The sequence below is a fragment of the Sanguibacter antarcticus genome (genome assembly GCF_002564005.1).
Taxonomy (GTDB): Bacteria; Actinomycetota; Actinomycetes; order Actinomycetales; family Cellulomonadaceae; genus Sanguibacter; species Sanguibacter antarcticus.
On the sequence record NZ_PDJG01000001.1, the window covers coordinates 1,596,538 to 1,613,057 of the forward strand.

15 protein-coding genes and 1 pseudogene are annotated in these 16,520 nt (G+C 70.6%); 3 read left to right on the plus strand and 13 right to left on the minus strand.

What is annotated here, in order from left to right; genetic code table 11:
- The first annotated feature begins 93 nt into the window (after positions 1-93).
- Positions 94-402, plus strand: a complete 309-nt coding sequence (locus tag ATL42_RS07235; protein WP_143556710.1) for a hypothetical protein — start codon at positions 94-96, stop codon at positions 400-402.
- Between the two features lie 79 nt (positions 403-481).
- Positions 482-1,519 carry a 2-phospho-L-lactate transferase gene (gene cofD, locus ATL42_RS07240; protein ID WP_098454773.1) on the plus strand — a complete coding sequence of 346 codons (1,038 nt, stop codon included), beginning with the start codon at positions 482-484 and terminating at the stop codon, positions 1,517-1,519.
- Here the strand turns inward: cofD and cofC are convergent.
- The 13 genes and pseudogenes from cofC to ATL42_RS07305 all read right to left on the minus strand — a co-directional run bounded on the left by cofC (position 1,500) and on the right by ATL42_RS07305 (position 14,902).
- On the minus strand, positions 1,500-2,174 hold the full coding sequence (cofC, locus tag ATL42_RS07245) for a 2-phospho-L-lactate guanylyltransferase (RefSeq protein WP_098454774.1): 675 nt from the start codon (positions 2,172-2,174) through the stop codon (positions 1,500-1,502). The genes cofD and cofC overlap by 20 nt on opposite strands.
- Complete coding sequence (locus tag ATL42_RS07250) at positions 2,171-2,986, minus strand: coenzyme F420-0:L-glutamate ligase (RefSeq protein ID WP_245862269.1); 816 nt, start codon at positions 2,984-2,986, stop codon at positions 2,171-2,173. Before ATL42_RS07250 ends, cofC begins: the two co-directional genes overlap by 4 nt.
- Positions 2,983-3,981, minus strand: a complete 999-nt coding sequence (locus ATL42_RS07255) for a TIGR03557 family F420-dependent LLM class oxidoreductase (RefSeq protein ID WP_098454775.1) — start codon at positions 3,979-3,981, stop codon at positions 2,983-2,985. Before ATL42_RS07255 ends, ATL42_RS07250 begins: the two co-directional genes overlap by 4 nt.
- Before the next feature lie 9 nt (positions 3,982-3,990).
- Positions 3,991-5,547 (minus strand): hypothetical protein, encoded by a 1,557-nt coding sequence (locus tag ATL42_RS07260; RefSeq protein WP_098454776.1) that lies wholly within the window; start codon positions 5,545-5,547, stop codon positions 3,991-3,993.
- Between the two features lie 2 nt (positions 5,548-5,549).
- Positions 5,550-6,287: an SDR family oxidoreductase gene (locus ATL42_RS07265; protein ID WP_245862725.1), complete on the minus strand. Its 738-nt coding sequence runs from the start codon at positions 6,285-6,287 to the stop codon at positions 5,550-5,552.
- Between the two features lie 77 nt (positions 6,288-6,364).
- The gene (locus ATL42_RS07270; protein WP_098454778.1) at positions 6,365-7,690 is read right to left on the minus strand and encodes an aspartate aminotransferase family protein; all 1,326 of its coding nucleotides are present in this window, start codon (positions 7,688-7,690) and stop codon (positions 6,365-6,367) included.
- Positions 7,691-7,696: 6 nt separating this feature from the next.
- Positions 7,697-8,854, minus strand: a complete 1,158-nt coding sequence (locus tag ATL42_RS07275) for an ABC transporter substrate-binding protein (RefSeq protein ID WP_098454779.1) — start codon at positions 8,852-8,854, stop codon at positions 7,697-7,699.
- 62 nt (positions 8,855-8,916) lie between these two features.
- Entirely contained in the window at positions 8,917-9,690 is a 774-nt protein-coding gene (locus ATL42_RS07280) for an ABC transporter permease (RefSeq protein ID WP_211281787.1), read from the minus strand.
- A complete protein-coding gene (locus ATL42_RS07285) occupies positions 9,687-10,562 on the minus strand; it encodes an ABC transporter ATP-binding protein (protein WP_098454780.1) in 876 nt (291 codons plus the stop codon). Before ATL42_RS07285 ends, ATL42_RS07280 begins: the two co-directional genes overlap by 4 nt.
- Positions 10,559-11,497, minus strand: a complete 939-nt coding sequence (locus ATL42_RS07290) for an ABC transporter permease (protein ID WP_098454781.1) — start codon at positions 11,495-11,497, stop codon at positions 10,559-10,561. Before ATL42_RS07290 ends, ATL42_RS07285 begins: the two co-directional genes overlap by 4 nt.
- Complete coding sequence (locus ATL42_RS07295; protein WP_098454782.1) at positions 11,494-12,525, minus strand: TIGR03842 family LLM class F420-dependent oxidoreductase; 1,032 nt, start codon at positions 12,523-12,525, stop codon at positions 11,494-11,496. Before ATL42_RS07295 ends, ATL42_RS07290 begins: the two co-directional genes overlap by 4 nt.
- 58 nt (positions 12,526-12,583) lie before the next feature.
- Positions 12,584-13,998: pseudogene (gene hydA / locus ATL42_RS07300) on the minus strand (dihydropyrimidinase).
- Between the two features lie 55 nt (positions 13,999-14,053).
- Positions 14,054-14,902: a nitrilase-related carbon-nitrogen hydrolase gene (locus ATL42_RS07305; RefSeq protein ID WP_098454783.1), complete on the minus strand. Its 849-nt coding sequence runs from the start codon at positions 14,900-14,902 to the stop codon at positions 14,054-14,056.
- Positions 14,903-15,083: 181 nt separating this feature from the next.
- Here ATL42_RS07305 and ATL42_RS07310 point away from each other — a divergent pair, with 181 nt between their 5' ends.
- Positions 15,084-16,460, plus strand: coding sequence for an aminotransferase class I/II-fold pyridoxal phosphate-dependent enzyme (locus ATL42_RS07310; protein WP_098454784.1), 1,377 nt, complete (start codon positions 15,084-15,086; stop codon positions 16,458-16,460).
- The last annotated feature ends 60 nt before the right edge of the window (positions 16,461-16,520 follow it).

Consider the following 16,520-nt stretch of genomic DNA (forward strand, 5'->3'; position numbering starts at 1 on the left):
TAGAGCCGTCCACAGGCAGTCATGCGAGCCACTCCCTCCACAACTGACGCTGATGCGTCCGCACAGGCACGACGCTCGTCCTACGGTCTCGGCATGACCTCGACCCACACAACCGCTCCCCCGTCGCCACGAGCGCCCCTCACGTCTCCGCGGGTGGCGGCCAAGGCTGCGGTGACCCTCGGTCTCGCCGCCGCGCTCGGCCTCGTGTCCTGCTCCTCCGAGGCTGCGCCCAGTGCTCCCTCACCCGCTACGACGACCAACGCTCCTGCTCTGCCCCGCACGGTGCCCGGCGTGGAACCAACCGCCGCCGGCGGCGGGGCGGCCGCCGCCGCTGTCCTTGCCGTCCAGCACCTCCTCGAGCAGGAGAGCGGTCCCGCCCCGCACGACAGCCCTGACGACTGACACGAGCGACGGTCAGCAGGACCAGACGTGTCGCCGCTCCGCGTCAGCGCGCCGTGCGCAGCGCCGATAGCCTCCTCTCATGAAGATCACTCTCCTGGCGGGAGGCGTCGGTGGCGCCCGCTTCACGCGGGGCCTCCTTCACCTGCTCGCCGAGCGCTACCCAGACGGGGCCGGCGGGACGACCGCCGAGGTCACGGTCGTCGCGAACACCGGTGACGACATGTGGCTGCACGGTGTCCGCGTCTGCCCCGACCTCGACACCGTCATGTACACGCTCGGTGGGGCGATCCACGACGGGCAGGGCTGGGGCCGGCAGGACGAGTCGAGCCGTGTCTCCCAGGACCTCGCCGCCTACGACCTCGGCTGGGACTGGTTCACGCTCGGCGACCTCGACCTCGCGACCCATCTCGCACGCACCGAGCTCCTGCGTGCCGGCACGTCGCTCACCGAAGCGACAGCACACCTCTGCCGGCGCTGGAACCCCGGGGTCACCCTGCTGCCGATGAGCGACCAGCCTGTCGAGACCCATGTCGTCGTCGGCTCCGGAACCACGGCGGACCCCGAGCGGCTCATCCACTTCGAGGAGTGGTGGGTGCGTCACCGAGCAGGCATCCCGGCCCGCCGGTTCGAGCAGGTCGGTCTCGACTCAGCGTCGGCGACGCCCCAGGTGCTCGACGCGATCGCGACCGCCGACGTCGTGCTCCTCCCCCCGTCGAACCCGGTCGTCTCGCTCGGCACGATCCTCGCTGTCCGTGGAGTCCGCGACGCGCTCCGGACGACGCCCGCACCTGTCGTCGGGATCTCGCCGATCATCGGCGGTGCCGCGCTGCGCGGGATGGCCGACGCGTGCCTCTCCGCCATCGGCGTGGAGACGAGCACCGCAGCGGTCGCGCTGATGTACGGCGCCCGTGCGACCCCCGACCGACGCGAGGCCGGCGGCATCCTCGACGGATGGCTCGTCGCCGACGTCGACTCCGGCGTCGTCGTCGGCCTCGAGACCGCCGGGATCCGCTCTCGTGCGGTCCCGCTGCTCATGACCGACGTCCCCACGACCGCGCAGATGGCTGCGGACGCTCTCGACCTCGCCGTGACCCCGACTACGCGACTGACGGTCTGACCCCCGGGACGAGCGCCCGGAGCACACGAGCGGTCGCGCTGCCCGGGCCGATCCGTGAGACAGCAGCGAGGTCGTCCAGGACGTCGACGTCCTGCCGCAGACCGGAGCCGGCCGGGACGTCCAGCGCCACATGACCGCGACGGAGGTGCTCGGCAGCCGACCCTTCCCCGAACGCCGGGTGCAGCTCGGCACCGGCCGCCGCCGTGATGAGCGTCGTTCCCGTCGCGTCAGCGTCGACGACCACCGCGAGCGGATGGCTCGCCGCCGCGCGCAACGCCTCGGCGAGGTCGACAGGCCTCAGCGCCGGCAGGTCGCCGAGCAGCACGGCGACAGGGCACTCTCGATCAGCCCGTGCGCGAGCGATCCCCGCCGCGATCGCCCCGTTGAGTCCCCTCGCGCCTGACGGCTCAGGCACGATGAGGAGAGATGCCCACCGGGTGCCACCGCGTCCGGAGGCGTGCAGGTCGGCGTCTACGTCCGGGTCGTCTGTGACGACCAGCACCTGGCTGACGAGGGGCGTGGCGCGCGCCGCCGCAACCGTGTCGACGGCCATCGCCCGGACGAGGGCGACGCGCTGTGCCGGGCTGAGGTCACCCGCGAGACGCGTCTTCGCCGCCGTAGCGACCTTGACCGGGACGACGACCGTCCAGGTCACTGGCGGTCCCCCTCGACCGCGTCCTTCCACCCCTGCTCGTACGCCTCGGCACTCCCCTGAGCGAACATGTCTTCCGGTCCGAGGCGGACCAGCGCCCGCGCACCAGGTCCGTCGTCGGCCAGGGTGAGGTGGGCGAGACCACGGACGATCGCGACCGGGCGCCCGCTCGCCTTGCCCTTGACGAGCTCGGCGGCAGCAGCGATCTCGTCCGCGACGGCAGCCACGGTCACGGTGAGCGTCCGCCCCTGCGTGTCGGTCTGGCCGCGGAGGTCGTCCATCACCTGCACACCCGCCGCGCCGATCGCGATGTCGGTCTGGCCTGCACGCCAGGGTCGCCCCGCCGTGTCGGTGACGACGACCCCGACACGCACGCCCAGGTGGTCGGCCAGACCCGCTCGCAGGCGCCGCGCCGAGAGGTCGGGGTCGACAGGGAGCAGCAGCACCGTCCCGTCGGGGGTGTTGCTCGCGTCGACTCCTGCCGCAGCCATGACCAGACCCAGCCGGTTCTCGACGATCCGTGTCACCCCACCGGGGTGGACCCGAGAGGCGACCACGCGGACCGTCTCGTCCGTGATCGCCTGCTCGCGGTCGTCGGCCGAGACGACGCGCCCCTCAGCCTTCGAGACGATCTTGCTCGTCACGACGACGACGTCGCCGTCCTGCACCCAGCGGTCCGGGGCGGGCTGCGCCTCGAGCGCCGCCAGGACGAGGGAGACGAGGTCGTCGCCCGGGCTGACCTCAGGGATTCCGTCGAGGGCCCACACCCGCAGCTCGGGTGCAGGGCCGTCGGCGACCGGCAGCGCCTCGGTCACCGGACGAGCTTGGGGAGCACGTCCCGGCCGAACACGTCGATCCACTCGCGCTGGTTGCGGCCGACGTTGTGGAGATAGATGCGGTCGAAGCCGAGGTCGACGTACTTCTGGATGTTCTCGCGGTGCACGTCAGGGTCGCTGGAGATGACCATGCGGCCCTCGAAGTCTTCGGGGCGGACGAGCTTGGCGATCTGCTCGAACTCGAAGGGCGAGCGGATGTCGGCCTTGGGGAACTTCATGCCGCCGTTCGGCCACTCGGTCATCGCGTTGACCATGGCTTCTTCGTCGGTCTCCGCCCACGACAGGTGGATCTGGAGCACCTTCGGCATGGTCAGGGGGTCGCGGCCGGCCTCGCGCGCACCGTCGTCGAACTTGCCGAAGAGCATCGAGATCTTCTCGAGCGGTGCCCCGACGGTGATGAGCCCGTCGGCGTTCTTGCCGGCGCGCTTGGCCGTGATCGGCCCTGCGGTCGCCACGAGGATCTCGGGAGCCACCTCGGGCATGGTCCACAGCCGTGTGGACTCGAGCTTGTAGAACGGGCCAGAGTGCTTGACGTCCTTGCCTGCCAGCGAGGCAGCGAAGAGCTTCTTGATGACGTCGATCGCCTCGAACATGCGGTTGATCCGCTCGGGCGCCTCCGGCCAGTACTGGCCGATGATGTGCTCGTTGAGGGCCTCGCCGGAGCCGAGCCCGAGCCAGTGTCGCCCGGGGTACATCGCTGCGAGCGTCGCTGAGGCCTGCGCGACCATCGCGGGGTGCCACCGGAACGTCGGGGCGGTGACGCCAGGTCCGAGGTCCCCCTTGGTGCGCTCGCCGAGGGCCGAGAGGACGTTCCACACGAACGCGCTCTGTCCCTGCTGCGGCACCCACGGCTGGAAGTGGTCCGCAGCCATCACCCCGCTGAAGCCCTGCGTCTCCGCGTACTCCGAGAGCGCGATGATGTCGGTCGGGTGAAACTGCTCGAGCATGGCTGCATAGCCGATGGTCAGGTCCATCACGACAGCCTAGTACCTGGTCCCGCGGGTCCGACATAGTTCCGCCGACGTGACGGGAGTCACTGCAGCCCATGCGCGCGGCCAGGAACCGACCGCCCGGAGCTCGTCGCCGCCCGCGACGAAGTCTTGCTCGCTGATCGTGCGCACGGTGCCTGTCGCCGGGTTGAAGACCTGGAGCGCCCCGTCCGTCCCGCGTCCGACGACGAGCACCACGTGGCGAGGAACGCTGTCTGACCCGGTGAAGACCGGGACGGGACGCCCACGGTCGACAGCACGAGCGACGTCGTCGACGGCCTGCCGACAGCGTGCGGGGCTGTCGGAGTCGATCATCGTCACGCGGTACCTCGTGCCGCGGGGTCCCACGCCGGAGCTCATCTCTTCGCTCGCGCCCCACGGTGGCGTCCCCAGGGCCGTCGGCCACGCGAGCCGGGTCCTGACGACCGGGCGCAGGTCCGTGCGCGCGGAGCGGTCCGTACACGAGCTCGTCCGCTTCTGCACCTGGCGCTCCTCGTGCGTGAACCGGTACGCGATCCCGTCGGACGTCGAACCGTGCGGGCTCGCTTCTCCGGTGGTGGCGTCGTAGGCGTCGAGCATCCACAGCGCATAGACCGGGTCGGTCAGCATCCGCGCGACGACGAGCGAGACCGAGCCGCAGGTGGTCCCCGTGCTCTGCTGGAAGATCCGGACCCCGTGCAGCGTGCGCCGGGAGGTGAGGCGCGGGTCCGTCGGGTCGAGTGCGGTCGCGAGCCTCGTGGCGTCGATGGGAGCGATGCGGTCGGCGAACCGGACGAGCGTCGTGGGCGCGGCTCCGCTCGCGAGCGACGCGAGAACCCATGCACGATGCTCGTCCCCCGGCATGCTGGCCAGGGCTCTGTCCACCGTCTCTCGACCCGCCGCAGGCAGGCTGTCGTAAGCCTCCTGGGCTCTCCGAGCGGTGTCTCCGACAAGCGGGCGGGCAGCGTGCCGCAGAGCGTCCGGAGAACCCGCGGCCCGGAACGCCACCTGCCCGACGACGCCGTGCGGGGCGACCGACACCTGGTCGTCGACGACGTCGAGCGCGTGGTCGCACGCTCGTGCGGCGGCAGCTGCACCTGCGTCCGCGACGCGCGCAGCACGGATCGCGTCACGCACCCCCGACAGGCTGCCCGCGACGCCGTGCGCACCGCGCACGCGACGGCCCACGGAGCGGAGGCTGACCCCCACCTCGATGCGCCTCGCCCGTGCGGCCGCGAGCGCGTCCGCTGAAGCCTCGAGGGTGCGCCGGACGTCGTCGGTCAGGCCCGCTGCGTCGTCGGACGCGCCGCCGAGCGTGGGGAGCGACGTCTCGCCCACGGCCACCGTGAGAGCGGCCCACCGCTCGGCCTCCGCCCGGAGAGCAGCCGGACCGCCGGGCGCGGGCCCCGTCGCGCACGCCGTGCTCGAGGTGACCAGGCCCCGCAGCGCGCGCACGCTGGTCCGGACCTCTCGCGGGTCGAGCGAGAAGCCCAGCGACCGGACGTCGCCGAGCACCGCCCACAGGCCCCGCACGAGGGCCGCCCAGTCGAGTGCAGGCAGGACGCGCGGCATGCTCAGTCGGCGAGCACGCGGTGCGTCTTGGTATACGCAGCCTGTGCGCGCGGACGCACGACGACCGTGTCGATGTTCACGTGCGGTGGCTGCTCGAGGCTCCACCGGACGACCTCGGCCACGTCGCCGGCGACGAGCGGTCCGGGGACCCCCTCGTAGACGGCGTCTGCCTTGGCCTGGTCGCCGGCGAACCGCGTGAGGGAGAACTCGTCCGTGCGGACCATCCCGGGGGCGATCTCGATGACACGCAGGGGCTCACCGACCAGCTCGAGGCGCAGGGTCCGGGCGGCCACGCGCTCGGCGTACTTCGCGGCGACGTAGCCGCCACCGCCCTCGTACGGCTCGTGCGCGGCCGTCGACGTGATGACGACGACGTCCCCCTCGCTCTCGCGCAGGGCAGGCAGGAATCCCTGCACCACGCGGAAGGTGCCGAGGACGTTGAGCTCGTACATCCTGCGCCACAGGTCGAGGTCTGCGTCGGCGACACGGTCGGCGCCGAACGCTCCGCCGGCGTTGTTGACGACCGCGTCGACGGGCCCGTCGGCCAGGACCGTCTCGACGAGCCGGGCCACGTCCTCGTCGGACGTGATGTCGGCCTGGACCGCGGTCGCGCCCGTCCGCTCGGCTAGCTCGGCGAGCCGGTCGGCGCGCCGGGCGACGGCCACAACGTCCCAGCCGTGCGAGCGCAGGAGCTCGACGGTCGAGGCGCCGATCCCGGACGACGCACCGGTCACCACCACACGACGAGGCCGACCGGCCCCGCCCGAGGTGGCGTCGGGACGACGGGCGGGCGGCTGCGTGCTGGACGACGTGTGCGTCACAGGGACTCCTCGAGAGTGGTCAAGACCTCGTCGTACACGGCGAGCGCGGTGGCGACCTCGTCGGTCGTCACGACGCACGGCGGCACGACGTGGATGCGGTTGTCGGCGGTGAACGGAAGGAGGCCCCGGGCGAGGCACCCGTCGCGGACGATCACCATGCTCTGCGGGCTGACGGGCTCCCGTGTCTCACGGTCACGGACGAGCTCGAGCGCCCAGAATACGCCGAGACCGCGGACCTCGCCGATGCTCGGGTGCTTCTCTGCGAGCGCGGCGAGACCAGGTCCGATCGCCTCGGCGCCGACCCGTCGGGCGTTCTCGACGATGCCTTCGTCAGCCATCGCGTCGAGCGTGCCGACGATCGCCGCCATGGCGAGCGGGTGGCCCGAGTACGTGAGCCCACCGGGGAAGACCCTCTCGTCGAAGGTCGCCGCGATCTCGTCGGAGATGATGACGCCTCCGGCCGGGACATACCCGGAGTTGACCCCCTTGGCGAAGCTCACGAGGTCTGGACGGACGTCGAAGCCGTCGAAGGCGAACCACTGGCCGGTCCGGCCGAAACCGACCATCACCTCGTCGAGGATGATGAGGATGCCGTACCGGTCGGCGAGCTCACGGACTCCGGCCAGATACCCGGGCGGGGGCGTGAGGACGCCTGCCGTCCCGGGGATCGTCTCGAGCAGGATCGCCGCGACCGACGACGGGCCCTCGCACTGCAGGACCCGGTGGAGGTGGGCGAGCGCCCGCTCGCACTCCTGGGCCTCGTCCTGGGCCCAGAAGTCCGAGCGGTAGAGGTACGGCGTGAAGGCGTGGACGTGCCCGCTCGCATACTCGTTGGGGACGCGCCGCCAGTCGCCGGTCGCGACGACGGCTGCGCCCGTGTTGCCGTGGTACGACCGGTAGCCGGACACGATCTTGTCTCGGCCCGTGTGCAGCCGGGCCATCCGGATGGCGTTCTCGTTGGCGTCTGCTCCACCGTTGGTGAAGAACACCTTGTTCATGCCGTCCGGAGCGTGCTGGGTGATGCGCTGCGCCGCCCTCCCGCGTGCGAGGTGGGCGTGGCCGGGCGCGATGGTCGTCAAGAGCCCGGCCTGCTCGGTGATCGCGGCGACGACACGGGGGTGCTGGTGACCGATGTTGATGTTGACGAGCTGGGAGGAGAAGTCGAGGTAGCGGCGACCGGCGTCGTCCCAGACCTCGCACCCGAGCCCTCCCGCGATGGTCAGGGGTGCGAGGGCACCTTGGGCCGACCAGGAGTGGAAGACGTGCGCGCGGTCGAGCGTGAGCGCGTCGTCACCGGGCGGCGGTGTGGCTGGTGGTGTCATGGGTGCTCACTCGCCTCCGGCCTCGAGGTCGACGGAGAGCGGCGTGAAGCCGGTCCCCGTGGTGTCGAGGCCTTCGGCCTCGAGCTCGTCGAGCGCCTGCGTCACGTACTCGTTCGTGAACGCGTAGTCGTCCGGTGCGGCCGTGATGACGGTCGAGCCCTGGTCGTTGACGGCGGTCATGGCGATGTCGACCGTCTGGTCCCAGGCGTCCTGGTCGATCATGCCGATCCCGTCGGGAGACGGCCACACGAGCTTGTTCACCTCGTTGACCTGCCACAGCTGGTGGCTCGCACCGAGCTGTGAGCCCGCGGCCACGACCATGTCGCGGCACTCTTCGGCGTTGTCCCGGCAGTAGATCCAACCCTGCAAGGACGCCTTGACGAACGCGACGGTCGTCGCCTCGTACGCCGGATCCGTCGTGAGGCGTTCGGTGTTCGCCCAGATGGCGTCCTGGAGCATGGCCGTACCTTCGTCGTTCCAGTCGACGACGGAGAAGTCGTCAGGCGTGTAGAGCTCACCGGTGGCGGGGTTCTCGGCTTCGAGGAGCTGCGCGTACTCGTTGTACGTCATCGCCTGCGCGGCGTCGATGTCGCCGCTGAGGAGCGCGTTCATGTCGAACTGCTGCTGGACGAGGGTCACGTCGCTCGCGGGGTCGAGGTCGGCCTGCGCCATGCCGGCGAAGAGCTCGAACTCGTTGCCGAACCCCCAGCTGCCGACGTTCGTGCCTGCCAGGTCGGCGGCGGTCGTGATGCCGCTCTCCGCGAACGCCACCTGGAGCGTGCCGGAACGCTGGTAGATCTGCGCGACGTCGGTGATGGTGGCTCCCTGCTCGCGGGACGCGAGCGCCTTGGGCACCCACGCGATCGCGAAGTCGACCTGGTCGTTGGCGAGCGCGGTCTGCGGCACGATGTCGACGCCGCCCTCGAGGATCTCGACGTCGAGCCCGGCGTCTTCGTAGAAGCCCTTGTCCCGGGCTGCGATGTACCCGGAGAACTGGCCCTGGTTGAACCACTGCAGCTGGAGGCTGACCGGGGTCAGCCCGTCCGCGGTCGTCTCGGTCTCGTCGGACGACGAGTCCGCAGCGCTGCAGCCTGCGAGCGTGAGCGCCGCGACGGCGCTGACGACGGTGAACGTGCGGATCGCTCGGGTGGTGGGATGGCTCATGGTGGTCCTTCCAGGCTCTGGGGGTCAGGCTCTGATGGGTGGTGCGCGTGCGGTCGTGAGGTTCAGGGTGCGGCGCGACCGCGGTGCACGGCGCGCTCGAGCAGGAGGGTGACGAGGTAGAAGGTCAGTCCCAGCACGACGGCACCGAGGACGAACGCCCAGGCGCGCGGGTAGGCGCTGTTGGCGGCCGCTGACGTGATCCGAGATCCGAGACCGTCCTGCAGCCCGCCGAAGTACTCGGCGACGACCGCGGCGATGACCGCGACCGACGACGCGATGCGGATGCCGGTGAACAGGTACGGGAGCGCACCCGGGATCGTCAGGGTGCGGGCGAGCTGCCACGGTGTCGCCGCGTAGGCGCGCAGGAGGTCGACGTGGACGGGATGGACCTGGCGCAGCCCTTTGAGGGTGTTGACGAAGACGGGGGCGAAGACGACGACGGCGACGATGATCTGGCGCGGGGTCGTCGACGTCGTCCCGAACATCGTGTTGAGCGCCGGGGCCAGCGCGACGATCGGCATGACTCCCGCGGCAGCGGCCGCGGGCGACACGACACCGTCGAAGAACGGGCTGCGTGCCGCGAGGAGAGCGAGACCGACAGCGAGGACGATCCCGACGACAAGGCCGACGAGGACGTTGCGCCCGGTCGCGAGCATCGCGTCGGCGACGAACGAGCGCGACACGACGAGCTGGTCCCAGATCGCCGACGGGCTCGGCAAGAGGTACGGCTTGATGTCCCGCTGCACGACGAACGACTCCCACGCGACGAGGACGAGCGCCCCGAGGAGGAGCGGGGCGACCCACCTGCTCACCGTGCGCCACCGGGTTGCCGTCACCGGAGGTCTCCCCCGCGCCGACCGGCCTGGGCGCTGTGCCCTGAGCCGTCGTGGAGCGCCTCGCGCACCCGCGTGACGGCGGAGAAGAAGCCCGTGTCCTCACGGAGCCCGTCGACGCGCTCCCCCGCACCGCCGAGATCGACAGGCACGATGCCGGTGATCCGTCCTGGGCGGGGAGACATGACGACGACACGGTCGGAGAGGTACACGGCCTCAGGGATCGAGTGCGTGACGAACACGACGGCGGCCCGCGTCTGCGCGCAGATGGTGAGGAGCTCGCTCTGCATGCGTTCGCGCGTCATCTCGTCGAGAGCTCCGAAGGGCTCGTCCATGAGGAGCAGGCTGGGTTCCTCGGCGAGCGCACGGGCGATCGCGACGCGCTGCTGCATGCCGCCAGAGAGCTGGTGCGGGTAGGTGTCGACGACGTCGGCCAGACCGACCAGGCTGAGCATCTCGAGAGCCCTGGACCGTCGCTGGGCCCGACCGGTCCCGTGGAGCTCCAGCGGCAGCTCGACGTTGGCGCGGACGGTCCGCCACGGGAGCAGGCCTGCGCTCTGGAAGACGATCCCGTAGTCCTGGTTGGCACGAGCCGCTGCAGCGGTGCGTCCGAACACCTCGATCGTTCCCGACGTCGGCCGGTCGAGATCGGCGACGAGGCGCAGGAGCGTCGACTTTCCGCACCCGGACGGGCCGATGAGAGAGACGATCTCGCCGGCGGCGACCGAGAGGTCGACGCCGTCCAGGGCGACGACCGGGCTCCCACCAGAGCCGCTGAAGGTCTTGCCGACCCCGCGGGCGACGACGGCCGCCGCGGGACCAGCCGCAGGTGCCGGCTCGACGCGCTGCGCCTGGGACGTGCTGACCTCGTTCATGATGCACTCCGGTTCATGGTGACCTCCGAGAAGCGGTAGCGGCGCAGCCCCAGGCCGAGGAGAGAGACGAGCCCGGCAGCGACGAGACCCAGGAGCGCGGCGGCGATGATCGCGGTCCACGGCTTGGCCGGGTCTCCGCTGGCGGACTGTGCGTACGTGATGACGAGGCGACCGATGCCACCGCCCGTGCCCGTCGACACCTCGGCGACGATCGCGCCCACGATGGCGGCCGCGGCACCCAGCCGCAGCGCCGGCAGCGCGTACGGCACGCTCGCCGGCAGGCGCAAGGACCACACGGTGCGCAACCATCCCGCGTCGTACGACCGCATGAGCTCGGTGTGGATGTGCTCCGGAGACGTGAGCCCTTTGAGCATGCCGACCGTCACGGGGAAGAACGCGAGGTACGAGGCGATGAGCGCAACCGACATCCACGGGGTCCACTCGTAGGGCCCGAGCGCGATCGAGCCGCTCCATCCAGCCACGAGCGGGGCGAGCGCGACGAGCGGGACCGTCTGGCTGAGAACGATCCACGGCAGGAGCGCGTCGTGCGCCACCCTGAACCGCGTCATGACGAGTGCGAGCAGCACCCCGACGAGCACCCCGACCACCCATCCCGCGAGCGCGATGCCCAAGGTCGTGGCGCTCGCGGCCACGAGATCGGCAAAGACGGTCGGTGACCCGGTGGCTGACGTCGTGGGCTGGGCGAAGCGTGCTGCGACCTCCCACGTGTGCGGCATCGCGAGGTCGGAGGTCCGGGGCAGCACAGCGACCGAGCCGAGCGTGAGCCCGCCCTCGGGACCGATCGCCTTGTAGACCTCCCAGAGCACGATGCCTGCGAGGCCTCCCGTCGCGGCGAGCGCCACCTGGCGGCTGCGTCCACGTACGGGTGAAGCAGGTGGGGCGGCTGGTGCGGGCGGGTCCGGCGGGCTCGTCATGCCTTGGCCACGACGTGGTCGGAGAGGTTGGGGATGATCCGCTCGCCGTACTGGCGCATCGTCTCTTCCTTGTTGTCGTGCTGGAGGTATCCGGCGAACTGGTGGACGCCGAGGTCGCGCAGCGCCTCGAGCTTCTCGATGTGCTCGCGGGGGCTGCCGAGGAGGCAGAACCGCTCCACGATCTCGTCGGGGACGAACGCCGCGTGGCTGTTGCCCGAGCGGCCGTGCTCGTTGTAGTCGTATCCCTGACGGCCGGCGATGTAGTCCGTGAGCGCTGCGGGGACAGCAGCGCCGGCGCCGTACTTCGTGACGATGTCGGCGACGTGGTTGCCGACCATCCCGCCGAACCACCGGCACTGCTCGCGCATGTGCGCACGCTCGGCAGGCGAGTCGCCGTCACCGACGTACATGGGTGCCGCGACGCAGAACTTGATCGCCTCGGGGTCCCGGCCCGCTTTCTCGGCCGAGTCCTTGACGGCCTTGATCATCCAGGCGGCGATGTCCGGGTCGGCGAGCTGGAGGATGAAGCCGTCCCCGACCTCCCCGGTGAGCTTGAGCGCGAGCGGACCGTAGGCCGCGACCCACATCTCCAGCTCTGAGCCCTTGCTCCACGGGAACTGCAGGGTCGATCCGTTGACCTCGACGCTGCGGCTGTTCGCGAGCTCGCGGATGACGTGGATGGACTCGCGCAGCGTGACGAGCGTCGAGGGGCGTCCGTTGAGGACGCGGACCGCAGAGTCACCACGGCCGATGCCGCAGACGGTCCGGTTGCCGAACATCTCGTTGAGCGTCGCGAAGAGGGACGCGAGGACCGTCCAGTCCCGGGTGGACGGGTTGGTGACCATGGGGCCGACGATGATCTTGCGCGTCGCCGCGAGCATCTGCGAGTAGACGACGAAGGGTTCCTGCCACAGGAGGTGCGAGTCGAACGTCCACGCGTGCGTGAAGCCGTGGGTCTCGGCCAGGCGCGTGAGCTCGATGGTCCGTGAGGCGGGCGGGTTGGTCTGCAGGACGACACCGAAGTCCATGCGGGGGCCTTTCGACGAGGGGCGTCCGACGCGCGGGGGGCCGGTCGGACGAGGACGGTCAGAGGAGGTACTGGGACAGTCCGCGCTTGAGGTAGCGGCCGTGCCCGGCGCGCCCGTGGTACTCGCCGGCGTCGATGATCACCGAGCCGCGGGACATGACCGTGTCGACGTGGCCGTCGATCTCGAAGCCCTCCCAGGCGGAGTAGTCGAGGTTCATGTGGTGGGTGTCCACGGAGATGCTCGTGTGCCCAGCCGGGTCGTACACGACGATGTCGGCGTCCGCGCCGGGCTGGATGACGCCCTTGGTGCCGTAGATGCCGAACATCCTCGCCGGGGTGGTGCAGCAGATCTCGACCCATCGTTCGAGAGAGATCTTTCCGGTGACGACGCCCTGGTAGACGAGGTCGAGCCGGTGCTCGACCGACCCGATCCCGTTGGGGATCTTGGTGAAGTCCCCGACGCCGAGCTCTTTCTGCCCCTTCATGCAGAAGGGACAGTGGTCGGTGCTCACGAGCTGGAGGTCGTTCGTGCGCAGCGCCTGCCACATGTGCTCCTGGTGGCCTTCCTTCCGCGAGCGCAGCGGGGTCGAGCACACCCACCCTGCTCCGTCGAAGCCAGGGGCGCCGAGCTGCTCTTCCAGGGAGAGCCACAGGTACTGAGGGCAGGTCTCACCGAAAACGTTCTGTCCGGTGTCGCGCGCTTCGGCGATCCGTTGGACGGCTTGCTTCGCCGAGACGTGCACGACGTAGAGGGGCGCGCCGGTGAGGTCCGCGAGGCGGATGGCCCGGTAGGTCGCTTCCTCTTCGGTCTGCCACGGACGGGTGAGTCCGTGGTGCAGCGGCGAGGTCTCTCCGCGCTGGAGCGCCTGCTGCTGGAGGAGGTCGATGACGCTGCCGTTCTCGGCGTGCATCATGAGCAGCCCGCCGTTGTGGGCGGCACGCTGCATGGCGCGCACGATCTGGCCGTCGTCGGAGAGGAACACGTCCTTGTAGGCCATGAAGAGCTTGAAGCTCGAGACGCCCTCGTCGATGAGCGTGTCCATCGCGGCGAGCGAGACGTCGTCGACACCACCGAGGATCTGGTGGAAGGCGTAGTCGATCGCGCACTTCCCGGCCGCCTTCTCGTGCCATGCCGCGAACTGCGTGAGGACGTCCTGCCCGGCGTACTGGACGGAGAAGTCGATGATCGTCGTCGTGCCGCCCCATGCGGCGGCCCGGGTGCCGGTCTCGAACGTGTCCGAGGCGGCGGTCCCCCGAACGGCATCTCCATGTGCGTGTGGGCGTCGATCCCGCCCGGGACCACGTACTTTCCGGTCGCGTCGATGACACGGTCCAGCCCGGCGCGGAACGTCTCCCCGAGCAGGGTGGATCCGGGCTCGAGGACGGCGGCGATGGTCTCGTCCTCGACGAGGACGTCGGCGAGCGCGGAACCGGTCGAGCTGACGACGGTGCCGCCGGTGATGAGCGTGTACATGGTGTCTCCTCGTGCGTCAGCAGGTCTCAGGGCGTCTCGCGGATGGCCTCGGGCGTCATGGTGCGACGAGGGGGCCGTAGGCGTCGGGCCTGCGGTCGCGGAAGAACTGCCAGCGCTCGCGCACGAGTCGGATCTGGTCGAGGTCGATGTCACGGATGAACATCTGGGACTCGGTGGAGGAGCCGACCTCGCCCACGTACTCACCGTCCGGCCCGACGACGTAGGAGCTGCCGTAGAAGTTCACGGCCTCGTCGCCGTACTCGTTGTCCTCGAGGCCGACGCGGTTGGTCGCGACGACGAAGTAGCCGTTCGCGACGGCGGCTGCGGGCTGCTCGATCTCCCAGAGCTTGTTGGAGATGCCGGGTGCGGTGGCGTTGGGGTTGAAGACGATCTGCGCACCGTTGAGGGCGAGCGCTCGCCAGCCCTCGGGGAAGTGCCGGTCGTAGCAGATGTTCACGCCGATCTTTCCGACCGCCGTGTCGAAGACCGGGTACCCGAGGTTCCCCGGACGGAAGTAGAACTTCTCCCAGAACTTCGGCAGGTGCGGGATGTGGTGCTTGCGGTACTTGCCGAGGTAGGAGCCGTCGGCGTCGATGACGGCGGCCGTGTTGTACAGGACGCCCGGTTGGTCCTCCTCGTACACGGGCAGGACGATGACGATGGAGAGCTCTTTCGCGAGCGCCTGGAACCGTTCGACCGTCGGACCGGGGACGGACTCCGCGTACTCGTAGTACTTCGTGTCCTGGACGATCCCGAAGTACGGACCGTAGAAGAGCTCCTGGAAGCAGATGATGTCTGCGCCCTGGGCCGCGGCGTCGCGCGCGAACTCTTCGTGCCGGACGATCATGGACTCCTTGTCGCCGGTCCACGTGGTCTGGGTCAGTGCGGTTCTGACGATGCTCAACGCTGCTCCTCGGGTCGGGCTGCTGCGGAGTCGGTGGCTTCCGCGTCGTTGCTGTCACCCTGGGGCTTGAACATTTCGTCGGGGTTACCGCCCGGCCCGTTCTGGGTCGCGCTGATGTCGGTCGCGTAAATTCCCTGGCGCGAGCGGTCGTCGGAGGAGACGAAGGTCCCAGACTCGGACGGTGGACCTCTCCCAGCTCGTCGTCGACCGCTCCCCCGCAGGTATCGCCGCGACGGTCGGTCGGCTCATCCGGACGGGCGAGCTCCGCCCTGGCTCGCGCATCCCGACCGTCCGCGACGTCGCTGCCCAGCTCCACGTGAGCCCGGCGACGGTGAGCGGCGCGTGGCACGCGCTCTCCGAAGCGGGCCTTGTGCGCTCGCGCGGACGTGCCGGCACGTACGTCCTCGACCAGACGTCGCCCTGGTTGCCGCCGCGCTACCAGGACCTCGCCGCGAGCGACCAGGTCCCCTACCGGCTGGACCTCTCCTCGGGGACGCCCGACCCGCTGCTCCTTCCCCCGGTCGGGGCCGCGTTCGCCCACCTGGCACGACGGACGCAGGCTGCGACGACGTCGAGCTATCTCGGCCCGGCCGTCGTCGCACCGCTCGAGCACCGTCTGCGGGCGGAGTGGCCGTTCGAGCCGGAAGAGCTGACGGTGGTCGACGGGGCGATGGACGGCGTCGCCCGGACGCTCGAGGTCCTCACCGGCCTGGGCACGCGGGTCGTCGTCGAGGACCCTGGCTTCCCGCCCTTCTTCGACCTCCTCGACCTGCTCGGCGCCGAGCGTGTCCCCGTCGCGATGGACGACCACGGGATGCGTCCTGACCTCCTTGCCGCGGCTCTGGGGTCTCGCCCAGCGGTGGTCCTGCTCCAGCCGCGGGCGCAGAACCCGACCGGGGCCTCGCTCACGCAGGAGCGCGCCGGCGAGCTGGCGCACGTGCTGCGCACCCATCACGACGGGAGGGACGTCGTCGTCCTCGAGGACGACCACAGCGCCGGGATCTCCCAGGCCGCTGCGGTGAGCCTCGGTTCCCACCTCCCGGGCCGGGTGGTGCACGTCCGGAGCTTTTCGAAGTCCCACGGACCTGACCTGCGCATCGCCGCGGTCGGAGGGCCGGCACCGGTGCTGCGCAAGATCATCGCCCGCCGCATGCTCGGACCCGGGTGGACGAGCCGCATGCTGCAGTCGGTGCTCCTGGAGCTCCTCACGGACCCGGGCTCGCGCACAGCCGTCACCCACGCCCGTGCGACATACCGCATCCGTCAGCGCGAGCTGTCCCGTGCGGTGACCGCCGCAGGGGCCACGCTGCGCGCCGGCGACGGCCTGAACATGTGGCTCCCTGTCGCCGACGAGCGCGCCGCGCTCCTCTACCTCGCGGCCACGGGGATCCGGGCGGCCCCTGGGGCACCGTTCAGCGCCTCCGTCGACGGGCCGGCAGCGACCGGTGGAGCCGGCGCTGCCCCGGCGCCGCACCTGCGGGTCAGCCTCGGTCCCGTCCGCGACGCCTACGGTGCGCTCGCCACGACGCTCGCGGCGGCTGCACTGTCGACGACCTGACCCATCACCGGACCGGCCCCTGACGATGCCGGGTCCGCTCGTGGGAGCGCCCGGGTTCAG